General features: G+C 47.0%; 10 protein-coding genes. 7 read left to right on the forward strand and 3 right to left on the reverse strand.

The window, feature by feature from the left end:
• The first annotated feature begins 39 nt into the window (after window positions 1-39).
• Complete coding sequence (locus AC5JR3_RS13835) at window positions 40-1110, forward strand: ion channel (protein WP_495846894.1); 1071 nt, start codon at window positions 40-42, stop codon at window positions 1108-1110.
• A gap of 76 nt (window positions 1111-1186) precedes the next feature.
• Window positions 1187-1768 carry a DUF421 domain-containing protein gene (locus tag AC5JR3_RS13840; protein WP_495846896.1) on the forward strand — a complete coding sequence of 194 codons (582 nt, stop codon included), beginning with the start codon at window positions 1187-1189 and terminating at the stop codon, window positions 1766-1768.
• 100 nt (window positions 1769-1868) lie between these two features.
• On the opposite strand, the gene AC5JR3_RS13845 is transcribed toward AC5JR3_RS13840, so the two are convergent.
• Entirely contained in the window at window positions 1869-2801 is a 933-nt protein-coding gene (locus AC5JR3_RS13845; protein WP_495846898.1) for a class I SAM-dependent methyltransferase, read from the reverse strand.
• Window positions 2802-3203: 402 nt separating this feature from the next.
• On the opposite strand from AC5JR3_RS13845, the gene AC5JR3_RS13850 reads away from it, so the two are divergent.
• The 4 genes from AC5JR3_RS13850 to AC5JR3_RS13865 all read left to right on the forward strand — a co-directional run bounded on the left by AC5JR3_RS13850 (window position 3204) and on the right by AC5JR3_RS13865 (window position 9192).
• The gene (locus tag AC5JR3_RS13850; RefSeq protein ID WP_495846899.1) at window positions 3204-5810 is read left to right on the forward strand and encodes a M1 family aminopeptidase; all 2607 of its coding nucleotides are present in this window, start codon (window positions 3204-3206) and stop codon (window positions 5808-5810) included.
• Between the two features lie 166 nt (window positions 5811-5976).
• Entirely contained in the window at window positions 5977-6600 is a 624-nt protein-coding gene (locus AC5JR3_RS13855) for an adenylate/guanylate cyclase domain-containing protein (RefSeq protein ID WP_495846901.1), read from the forward strand.
• A 408-nt stretch (window positions 6601-7008) separates the two neighbouring features.
• Window positions 7009-8709 (forward strand): ABC1 kinase family protein, encoded by a 1701-nt coding sequence (locus AC5JR3_RS13860; protein WP_495846903.1) that lies wholly within the window; start codon window positions 7009-7011, stop codon window positions 8707-8709.
• 111 nt (window positions 8710-8820) lie between these two features.
• Window positions 8821-9192, forward strand: coding sequence for a hypothetical protein (locus AC5JR3_RS13865; RefSeq protein WP_495846905.1), 372 nt, complete (start codon window positions 8821-8823; stop codon window positions 9190-9192).
• Window positions 9193-9372: 180 nt separating this feature from the next.
• Here the strand turns inward: AC5JR3_RS13865 and AC5JR3_RS13870 are convergent, their stop codons facing one another.
• Both AC5JR3_RS13870 and AC5JR3_RS13875 read right to left on the reverse strand, forming a co-directional pair.
• Window positions 9373-9546 carry a hypothetical protein gene (locus tag AC5JR3_RS13870; RefSeq protein ID WP_495846907.1) on the reverse strand — a complete coding sequence of 58 codons (174 nt, stop codon included), beginning with the start codon at window positions 9544-9546 and terminating at the stop codon, window positions 9373-9375.
• A 180-nt stretch (window positions 9547-9726) separates the two neighbouring features.
• Window positions 9727-10260, reverse strand: a complete 534-nt coding sequence (locus AC5JR3_RS13875; RefSeq protein ID WP_495846909.1) for a hypothetical protein — start codon at window positions 10258-10260, stop codon at window positions 9727-9729.
• 330 nt (window positions 10261-10590) lie between these two features.
• On the opposite strand from AC5JR3_RS13875, the gene AC5JR3_RS13880 reads away from it, so the two are divergent.
• On the forward strand, window positions 10591-10936 hold a 346-nt coding region (locus AC5JR3_RS13880), incomplete at its 3' end, for a calcium-binding protein (RefSeq protein ID WP_495846992.1).

Below are 10936 nucleotides of genomic sequence, written 5' to 3' on the forward strand. Positions count from 1 at the left end.
AGTATCGTTGGGAGGATTTCATCACTTTAGACTTCTGTAATGACACTTGGCTCGGTTATTTTAGGACTGTTAATTCTTTTGGTAGTGGCAATTGATGTCCTTGTGACTACCCTAACGGTGGGTGGTGGTGGTGGTCCTCTAACAAGCCGAGTGTCGAAGGGGCTGTGGGAAGTAGCACTGCGGATTCATCGCCAGCGTTCTAGTCATCGGCTTTTACTAGTTACTAGCTGGATCATAGTGACTCAGACAGCACTCTTGTGGTTTGGACTGACCTGGGTAGGATGGGTGTTACTGTTTAGTGCTACTGAGTCTGCTGTAGTGAAGGCTACAACTCAGCAGCCAGCAGGAATTGTGGAAAGAATTTACTTTGTCGGGTATACCCTATCAACTTTGGGGCTGGGTGATTATCAGCCCCAAGGAGTGGTTTGGCAAATTGCCACCGCCGTTGCCGCGGCTAATGGATTTTTCTTAGTAACTTTGGCGATCGCTTATTTGTTGCCTGTCGTTTCCGCCGCCACCCAGAAACGCCAACTCGCTGTTTATATCTCCTCATTAGGCGGCACTGCTGAAGATATTCTGATTAGAGCTTGGAATGGAAAGGATTTTGGGCAGTTTGACCAACATTTAATTAACCTAACGTCTCAAATCACCCTCCAAGGAGAAAGCCACCTAGCTTACCCAATCCTCCATTACTTTCATGGTATTGAGCGCTCAAGAGTGATGGTGCAAAGCTTCGTCGTTCTTGATGAGGCACTGACTCTGCTGCAATATGGAGTTAAAGAGCCTCATCAACTCGATCCCGCTGCTGTTGGTCCCCTGCGCCGTTCCAATGCTGCCTTTATAAAAACAATCCGGTCAGCTTATATCGAAGCTGCCTCAGAAAATCCACCGCTTCCTTCTCTAGAACCACTACGGAAGGAAGGGATTCCCACGGTTAGCGACCAGGAATTTTTTGCCGCCACGAAGCATTTAACTCTACGGCGACGGTTGCTGCTGGCATTGATTCAAAACGACGGTTGGACTTGGGATGCAGTGGCGTCAATGCAAACAACAAATCGAGCGACTAGCTTAGATGATGAAACGTTAATTGATGATGTTGTACTGCATTAAAGCCAAGCGAATGTTGAAAAGCGCACCGACTACTAGAAAAGAATAAAGTCGGTTCGTCAAGGAAGGAGAAAGTTTAATGCTTGAAGGATTCGGAGATATACTCGACTGGCTGCTGGGAATCAGTATCAGTCCGCAGGAACGCAGCTTCTGGCAGATAGGGTTACGAGCAGTAATAGTTTATGGCTTTGCTGTTGCTTTAATTAGGCTGGTGGGCGATCGCCGTTTCATTGGTAAACATGCGGCAATTGATGTTCTTTTGACAGTTATTTTAGGTTCTACTTTGAGTCGGACGATCAATGGCTCTGCACCCTTTTTTTCCACCTTGGCAGCGGTAGCAGGACTAGTAGGAATGCACTGGTTGTTTAATGCGATCGCTGTTCGTTTTGAATACTTTGACACCTTGCTTAAAGGACGCTCCCGCGTGCTAATTCAAGATGGTCAATTGCATCGACAAGCAATGGGATACAGCCACATTAGCCAAGGTGATTTAGATGCGACTCTGCGTTTGACAGGAAAACTGAGCGACCCCTCACAGGTTAAAATTGCCCGTTTAGAGAGCAGTGGTGATATTAGCGTGCTGCCTAAAGACAAGTCACCGCAGGTAGTGGAAGTAAGTGTGGAAGCAGGTGTACAGACAGTGAGAATTCAACTGGGGTAAGGCAGCTCGGTGTTTCGGGAGGTAAGAAGTATTAATGCCCCAACGCGATCGCCGAGGCATTGTAGCAGATACGGAACTACCCTATTCCTAGAGAATTAACCTAATTTGCCCGTGCAATGATTGTGCGATGGCGAGGAGTGTTAGTTGTAATCGTCGGTTGCTCAAATCCGGCATCCATCATTGCTTGCTCGATATCAAGGGTGAAATACTCATCCAGATACGGCTCCGTACTCTTCAGCAAGGTCAGGATGTAGGGAGGCATCTTGCCATAAATTTCCGACTGAGGATTCATGTCCATAATTGCCAAATGACCGCCGGGACGCAGCAGACGCCGTGCTTCCCGAAAAATTTGTCGAGTGGCGTCTTGGGGCAATTCATGGAACATCAAGCAAGCCGAAACCAAGTCGTAGGAAGCGTCCGGTAAACTTGTTGCTTCAGCCGCTGCATGTACCCATTGGGGAGAGGGTTGAGTTGCTTCAGATTGGCGTTGCTGAGTGCGGTAATGAGCCACAGCGAGAAAGTAAGGCGACAAATCTACACCTGTTAGCTTTGCCTGCGGATAGGTTTTCTGGAAAGAAAAAGTACTCATGCCGACACTGCATCCCAAATCAACAATATCTTGGGGGTCTTGGGGCAGATTGGCCTTGAGAACCTCATGGTAACTCTGGCGAAGCTGGCGATCGCCATCAGCACCCGCACCGGGCCAAATCCCTGCGTGAACCGCATGAGCAGCAACTTCTACCTCCAACGCCGCATCCCAGCTTAGATTGCCCTTTTCGTAAGCATGGAATGAGCGCACATAATAGTCTGGGTAGACGAGTTGCGGATTCTCCACCAACTGAAGCTGGGAATCCCAATCAAGAGTCCGTAACTCCTGCACCTGTTGCGTCCAAGGTACGCCAATTTTCTCCGCTCGTTGAATCATCATGTTACGAGCTTTATGCTTGGCAAAGTCTGCCAAAGGCTTAATTGAGAGTAAGCCATTTACTATCCGAGAAGAGAGGCGAGGAGTAGTGTTTACAGCAGTCGTCATAAAGTTTGATCGCTCAAGTTAGTTTAATTACTAGTGGCAATTTGCGATAAAGCTCACAGATTAGAAGTCTGGGGCTACAGGTACAAAGCTTGCCTACTCTTCGAGAACGGCTACGCCGAACACAGGCTATGAGCTTCAGCCTTTGAGCTTAAATTGACTTGCCATTGGTGGCAATACTATTTAGACCCATTGTGACATTCTGGCAAACTCAAAATTCAGAAACAGAGGACAACCCTCTGTTGTTCCTCCTCCGTGTAGTCTGGGGTTTGTCAACTCCAACCCTGTCTTTGCCCCAAAAACACCCCTTTCTCTGAGCTGATGCACTGAGAAAGTCGCGGTACGCTGAAAGAATACCTACTAATGGGTTGGAACTGGATCAACGATATAAGGTTTAAATTTTCGATGCCACAGTCCTATTTTGATACTGATAATAACGGTCACAGATCCTTTGAATTGCCAGGGGCAAAACCCCATTACAACCCCGATCGCCCTGGACAAGTCCGACACATTTTCCTAGATTTAACTCTAGATATTCCTAACCAGAGTTTCAGTGGAACCTGCACCATTACCTTGATGCCAGTACGTAACGGCATCAAACAATTTACCCTAGATGCGGTGAGTTTAACCATTGATTCCGTGGAGGTGGAGGAAACGCCTCAGCAATTTGACCATGATGGGGAACAACTGCATATTCAGCTACAGAACCCCACAGAAGCCGAAAAAGAAATTAAGGTAGCGATCGCCTACCATGTCGAAAAACCTCAACGTGGTCTTTACTTCATCACTCCTAACGAACATTACCCCAACAAACCTACCCAAGTTTGGACGCAAGGCGAAGATGAAGACTCTCGCTTCTGGTTCCCCTGCTTCGACTATCCCGGACAATTAGCTACTTCAGAAATCCGGGTTAAAGTCCCCAAACCCTTTATTGCAATCTCCAACGGCGAACTGATCGCTACTGAAGAGGCTGGGGATGACAGAATTTATCATTGGTTGCAGCAGCAAGTTCATCCCACCTATTTAATGACCCTAGCTGTGGGTGACTTTGCGGAAATCAAAGATGAGTGGAACGGCAAACCCGTCACCTACTACGTCGAAAAACTGCGGGAAGAAGAGGCTCGTCGCAGCATGGGCAAAACGCCTCAGATGATGGAATTCCTCAGCGAGAAGTTTGGCTATCCTTACCCCTATCCTAAATACGCCCAAGTCTGCGTTGATGACTTCATCTTTGGAGGGATGGAAAACACCTCCACCACCCTGCTAACTGATCGCTGCTTGCTGGACGAACGCGCAGCTTTGGATAATCAGCGCACCGAGAGTCTTGTTGTTCACGAACTCGCCCACCAGTGGTTCGGTGACTTAGTCGTCATCAAGCACTGGTCTCACGCTTGGATTAAAGAAGGGATGGCGTCCTATACTGAGGTGTTTTGGACAGAAGAGGAGTACGGCAAAGACGATGCCGCCTACTACCTCTTGAATGAAGCACGTAGTTATTTAGCAGAGGACACTTCCCGCTATCGCCGTCCCATTGTTACCAATATCTATCGGGAAGCAATCGAACTGTACGATCGCCACCTTTACGAAAAAGGAGCCTGTGTCTATCACATGATCCGGGCGGAATTAGGCGATGAGTTGTTCTGGAAGGCAATCCACACCTTTGTGCAAGATAATGCCCACAACACAGTAGAAACCGTTGATTTATTAAGGGCAATTGAAAAAGCGACAGGGCGCAATCTTCTCTTCCTCTTCGATCAATACGTCTTCCGAGGCGGTCATCCCGATTACAAAGTTGCCTATGCTTGGGATGCTGATAGTCATTTAGCGAAAGTAACCGTCACTCAAACACAAGCCAAAGACAGTAAAAATGGCAGCAATATTGGACTCTTTGACCTAAAAATTCCCATTGCTTTCGGTTTTACGCAAGACGGTACTTCTCCGGAGCTAAAAACTTTCACTCTACGGATACATGAACGGGAGCAAAGTTTCTACTTCCCTCTAGAGAAAAAGCCTCAGTTGATTAGCTTTGACTACGAGAACAGCTATCTAAAAACTGTCGTCCTAGAGTACCCCACACCGGAACTAAAGGCACAGCTAAAATCTGACCCTAACCCAATTTCCCGCATCTATGGGGCAAAGGCATTGGCGAAGAAGGGAGGATTAGAGGCTGTCAAAGCACTGTCTGAATCCCTGACGAGCGATGCTTTTTGGGGCGTTCGGGTGGAAGTGGCAAAGCAACTCGCCTCGATCAAACTCGATCAGGTAACGCCTGCTTTAATTGCTGGGTTAAAAGATGAAGACGCCCGCGTCCGTCGTGCGGTGGTGGAAGCCCTCAGTAGTATTAAGACGACTGTCAGCTATGATGCCTTGAAGCAGGTGGTCGAAAAAGGCGATGCCAGCTACTACGTAGAAGCGTCTGCGGCTAGGGCATTGGGAGGCTTGGTGTCAGGTAACCTCAAGCAGAAAGAGGATGAAGTTCTCCAGTTGCTAACTGGTGTCCTCAGAGAAAAGATTGGCTGGAATGAAGTGGTGCGCGGCGGTGCCATTGGTGGTTTGAGTCAGATGAAGACTTCCTCAATTGCATTAGAAGTGATTCTGGAATATACCACTGTGAGTGTCCCGCAAGCTTTACGGTTAATGGCAATTCGGGCATTAGGCACGATTTCGACGGGTCAAACCCCGAATAATATTGAGTGGATTTTGGAACAACTGGAAGAACTTTCCGGGGAACCCTTCTTCCTAACGCAAGTGGCGGTGGCTTCGGCTTTGGGGCAAATGGAGACAGCCAAGGCAATTGGCGTGTTGCGATCGCTTGCTGATCAAACTCCCGATGGACGTGTCCGCCGCATTGCGGAAGAATCAATCCAGGAAGTCCAGAAGCATGTTGGTTCAGATCAAGCCGTTAAGCAGCTCCGGGAAGAACTGGATCAGCTCAAAACAGAAAACCAAGAACTCAAAAGCCGCCTGGAAAATCTAGAAGCGAAGTCTCTATCCGTCGTTAGTCAAGCGTAATGTAGCCGCAGATTTCAGTCTGTCGGCGGGCGGTGAGTGGTGCTTCAAAGAAAAAAAGCCCCTGGCGATGAGCTAGGGGCAATTATCAGGGTGTATCTACTACTCTTTGTTTTCACTGGCTGATATAGCTAGTTCCGGAAACTTTTTAATGAATTTTGTAGCTTCTATGAACAAAAACAAGAACACCCGTCTAGAACTCAATCGACTGCTGCAAGAACGCAACGAGCATCCAGAACGGAGTGAGGCGATCGATCGCCAAATCGAAGCCACCTTCAAACAAACTCATGCACTCTTTGTGCTGGATATGTCTGGTTTTTCACGGACGAGCATCCGCTACGGGATTATCCATTTCCTGGCGATGGTTCATCGTATGAAGGAAATTGTTACTCCAGCGATCGCAGAATATGGTGGCAGTATTGTCAAACAGGAAGCTGATAACGTCTTTGCCGTCTTTCCTGAAGTACAAGCGGCGGTGGATTGCGCTCGTGATCTGCTCAAGCGTGCAGTGGCGGTAAATACAATGCTGCCTGACTCACAAGATATCTATCTGAGTATTGGCATTGGCTACGGAGATGTTTTGATGCTCGAAGAGGAAGATATGTATGGCTCCGAGTTTAATTTAACGGCAAAGCTAGGAGAAGATTTGGCGGAACGCAATGAAGTTTTGATTACAGAATCAGCTTTTGGACAGCTTCAGGAGCCTGCTGCCGAGCAATGGGAACAGTTAGACTTCTCTATTTCTGGCTTGGAATTGCTGGCGTATAAGGCGATCATCACACCAGGCTATTGACGACATCATCCCTTATTACTCAGCTAAAGGGACAACGCGATCGCCTCAATCAACCAACCCTCAACCAGTGCCCAAAACCGACAGGCGATCGCTGTTGATCGATCAAGGCTGAGTGAAGGGGATCGTTTTATACCACTAAATCTGCACTTTTAACAAAATTTTTATACAGTTTAACTTTAGGCAAAGTTTTGTAAAAATAAACGGGTTTTTTTTAAATTTTTATATACTAGATTTAAGGAAATAATAAGAATTAGAAGCTGACCCAGTTCAGCTAAACCCTGAAGGGATGACTTCCAACCGAAAGAATGTGAGAGATTTCAACCCAAAGGGTTCTATCCAAAAGCAGAGCTATGGATAGTCGGTTGCTTTAAATAACGTCATCAGTTTAACGAGAGGCCAAGATTAGGCGTGAGTCAGTATCAACTCATTTCTCCTAGTGAGATACGCGAACAGAAACTGCGGAGCTATGACTCTGAAGCGATCGCGAAGTATTACCGCAACCGTCCCTGGTTAGTCATCCGACGCACTTTTACTGTTCTTTGGTTCTTTATCAGATTTGTCTTAGGCTTAAAGTTGGATGAATGGTTCAACCGAGCTGAAGAAAACAAGTATAAACGCGCTGTTCAACTGCGGCAGATGCTCATCCGCCTTGGCCCCACCTTTATCAAAGTTGGTCAAGCCCTCTCTACACGCCCGGACTTGATTCGCAAAGACTTTTTAGACGAGCTAATTAAGCTACAAGACCAGCTACCACCATTTTCTAGTGCCCTTGCTCTATCGATTATTGAAGCGGAACTAGGGCAATCTATCGGACAACTGTTTCGTCAGATCTCGCCCCAACCTGTTGCGGCGGCTAGCCTTGGTCAGGTTTACAAAGCCGTCTTGCACACGGGTGAAGAAGTAGCGGTGAAAGTGCAGCGACCAAACTTGCTGCCGACTATCACTCTAGACCTGTATTTGATGCGTTGGGCAGCAAGCTGGCTTGCTCCTTGGCTTCCCCTCAATTTAGGGCATGATTTGACCTTGATTGTCGATGAATTTGGCATCAAGTTATTTGAGGAAATTGACTACGTCAACGAAGGGCGCAACGCCGAAAAGTTTGGCAATAACTTCCGCGATGACCCGACAGTAAAAGTCCCTGCAATCTACTGGCGCTACAGTAGTATTCGCGTTCTGACACTAGAGTGGATTAATGGCTACAAACTAAATGATGTTGCTGGCATTTTGGCGGCGGGTTTGGATATAGACACCATTATTGAAACGGGTGTTACGGCTGGTTTACGTCAGCTTTTGGAGTTTGGCTTTTTTCATGCTGACCCTCATCCAGGTAATTTGTTTGCCACTCCCGATGGTCGGATGGCTTACATCGACTTCGGTATGATGGATCAGCTTGAACAGTACACAAAAGAAACTCTGGCAGGTTCCATTGTTCACCTGATCAACCAAGATTACCGTCACCTGGCAGAAGACTTTGTTAAGCTCGGCTTTCTTACCCCAAATACAGACATATACCCGATTATCCCTGCCCTAGAAGCAGTTTTAGGGGATGCGATGGGCGAAAGTGTGGCTAATTTCAACTTGAAGACGATTACCGATCACTTCTCGGAGTTGATGTATGATTATCCATTCCGGGTTCCAGCAAAGTTTGCCCTGATTATCCGTTCCTTAATTACCCAAGAAGGTTTGGCACTAAGCCTCAATCCCAACTTCAAAATTGTGGAAGTTGCCTATCCTTATGTAGCACGACGCTTACTGACAGGGGAATCACCCGAAATGCGTCGGCGTCTGATTGAAGTGCTATTTAAAGATGACAGATTTCAGTGGATGCGCCTGGAAAATATGCTGGCGATCGCTCGTTCTGACGGCAGCTTCGATCTCTTACCCACGGCTCAACTTGCCTTGCAGTATCTCCTCTCTGAAGAAGGGCAATTTCTACGGCGTCAATTACTGCTAGCCCTAACGGAAGATGACCGTTTGCATACGGCTGAAGTGGAACGCCTCTGGAACTTGGTAAAGGATGATTTGAAACCGGGACGCCTGTTTAATGTTGCTCTCGGATCACTAGCAGGAATCTCCACGGAAGGAGTTGCAGCTTTGATCGGCAAGTAAGGGTACTCTCGTCGTAGTTGCCTACTTAATACAAAGCACGCTAGGACAATATTGAATTGCACTTAGCAATGTAAAATCTGCCCATATCCCAAACAACATTAGGAGTGCTTTGTGTTTACCTTTCCAGAACCGCCTTATTTTTTGCTTGTTGTTGGTTTGTTTTTTGGACTTGCTTCTGGTGTAGCCTTTGAAGCCACTCTCAAACAACAAGTGCAGGAATGGGTAAAAAGTCGCTCGACACGTACCCTGGCTCAAATGCAGGGAGTTCAGTTACTGGTGCCATTTGTAGGAATAGTGCTGGGAATTTCTATCTTCCTAGTGGCTGGCTTAGAGATTTTTGGATTCCCTATGTGGCTGTCTTATGCTCTCTCCTTGCCGATGACCATTTTAATCGCCGTCTTGGTTTGGTCACAACTCGGTCAGCTTCTACTACAGCTAGAGCAGGGAGGCTCAAAAGCCCTCGATTTAGATAGCTTTAACTAGCCTTGAGGAAAAACTCTGAACACTTCGGAAAGTCCCCTTTGGTTAAGGGGACTGCGACCACTTGGAGAAATCGAAGCTAGCTTTTCTATGCAGTGATTCTAAGGGCGATCTGTTTTGCGATCGCACTGAACGTTACAGAATCACCTTAAGTAGGATTACGGTTTCGACCGAGCAGACCTGCTAAGAATTTTGAGCCGCGATCACGTAAGACGCTGAATCCTGAACTCTCTCGTCCCCAGTCCAGTTTGCGGTGAGGGCAAGCACCAACAATCCTTGAAGCAATCCCCCAAAAATCAACGCCGAAAACAGCATCAAATTTTTCTTAAACCGTCTAGATTGTGCAGACTGAATCATCGAGCTTGCCCTCCTGTTTTGCTATCTGCTAGATCGAGGTGTTAACGTCTTGACATGCGTATAATCACTTAATCTAATCAGATTAGCGCCCAATAAGACAATTGAATAGTTAAGTTTAGTTGAGAGTTGATGGCATATCTAGCAATCAACCCTCAACTAAAGTAGCAATCTTAGTTTCTACTACTCAGTGGCTTGCCAGTGGATATAGGGGCGAGAAGCAGATATGCCCTTATACAAGACTTCGGTATAGCCATCCGACCAACCGACATCCGTGCGGAAACGAACCTTGCCATTGCCAAATTGGAAATTGTAGGCGCGGAATTGGTCAGATTTTGCCTGACCGATACAAGAAGCGTACTCGCTGCGTAACGGAGCTTCGTATTCTAAGCGTTTTGGCTGATTCACTACTAACTTAGCGCTTTGAGAGGCGATCGCCTGCGTATCGGCGACAACAGTGTGATCGGCACCCCCTTCAAATCCCTGAACGAACATCCAAAGTCCAACGGTGTCGGGACAAGTCCCCGCCTGACGTTCCACGTCAAACTTAATATTGGGCTGCCTTTGTGCTTGAGCGAGAGGGTCTGTTTGCGTCTGGACAGCACCCACCGCTTCAGAAGGCGATGGTTGTATGCGGCTTTGAGCATTGGGAGTGTTTGTACAGCCGATCAGAGAAAGGGTGAAAAGAGCGGTCATCAACAAGGAATTACGTTTCATGGAGCGTTTAAGCGGTTAAATCTAAGGCTGACGAATTTTGAATGAGGCACTATCGACGAGTAGATGATTACTGATAGGCGCTAAGGTTTCAGCGATCAAAGGGAAAGCAAAACAGAGCATAACAATTGAGCCACAAAGATTTTTAACTTCATTGCATGGCGATTAACGAGATTGAGATGATGTTCGTTATTTGAAGTCAGGAACAATGAATCACAAACTGTCACCAGCGAATAATGAGTGACCAATAACCAAGAACTAAAAGTGAAGGTTGCCTAAGAAAGGTGAGGATCTGGCAATGATCTGATCATTGGGACTCTTGATAGCGATGAAATTTTTGGATTTGCTGGCGATGATGGTTTGTTTGCTCTTAATGGCGACGACTTCGTCTCTGGTGGCGATGGGGTTGACATCATTATCGGTGGCGGTGGAAATGACAAACTTAATGGTGATAACGGCAACGACTTAATCTTTGGTGACTCTCAATTATTTGGTGAGGGCGGGAACGACACTATAAACGGTGACAACGGTAATGATGTCCTCAACGGCGATGAGGGGAATGACATCCTTAATGGTGGTAATGGTAATGATGTCCTCAACGGCGATGAGGGGAATGACATCCTCAATGGTGGTAATGGTAATGATGTCCTCAACGGCGATGAGGGGAATGACATCCTCA

This window comes from Kastovskya adunca (genome assembly GCF_059505785.1).

Excerpts from the sequence above, each read along its gene's own strand:
- AC5JR3_RS13835 (WP_495846894.1), top strand. The coding sequence starts at position 40 with ATGACACTTGGCTCGGTTATTTTAGGACTGTTAATTCTTTTGGTAGTG.
- AC5JR3_RS13840 (WP_495846896.1), top strand. The coding sequence starts at position 1,187 with ATGCTTGAAGGATTCGGAGATATACTCGACTGGCTGCTGGGAATCAGT.
- AC5JR3_RS13855 (WP_495846901.1), top strand. The coding sequence starts at position 5,977 with ATGAACAAAAACAAGAACACCCGTCTAGAACTCAATCGACTGCTGCAA.
- AC5JR3_RS13875 (WP_495846909.1), bottom strand. The coding sequence starts at position 10,260 with ATGAAACGTAATTCCTTGTTGATGACCGCTCTTTTCACCCTTTCTCTG.
- AC5JR3_RS13870 (WP_495846907.1), bottom strand. The coding sequence starts at position 9,546 with ATGATTCAGTCTGCACAATCTAGACGGTTTAAGAAAAATTTGATGCTG.
- AC5JR3_RS13845 (WP_495846898.1), bottom strand. The coding sequence starts at position 2,801 with ATGACGACTGCTGTAAACACTACTCCTCGCCTCTCTTCTCGGATAGTA.
- AC5JR3_RS13850 (WP_495846899.1), top strand. The coding sequence starts at position 3,204 with ATGCCACAGTCCTATTTTGATACTGATAATAACGGTCACAGATCCTTT.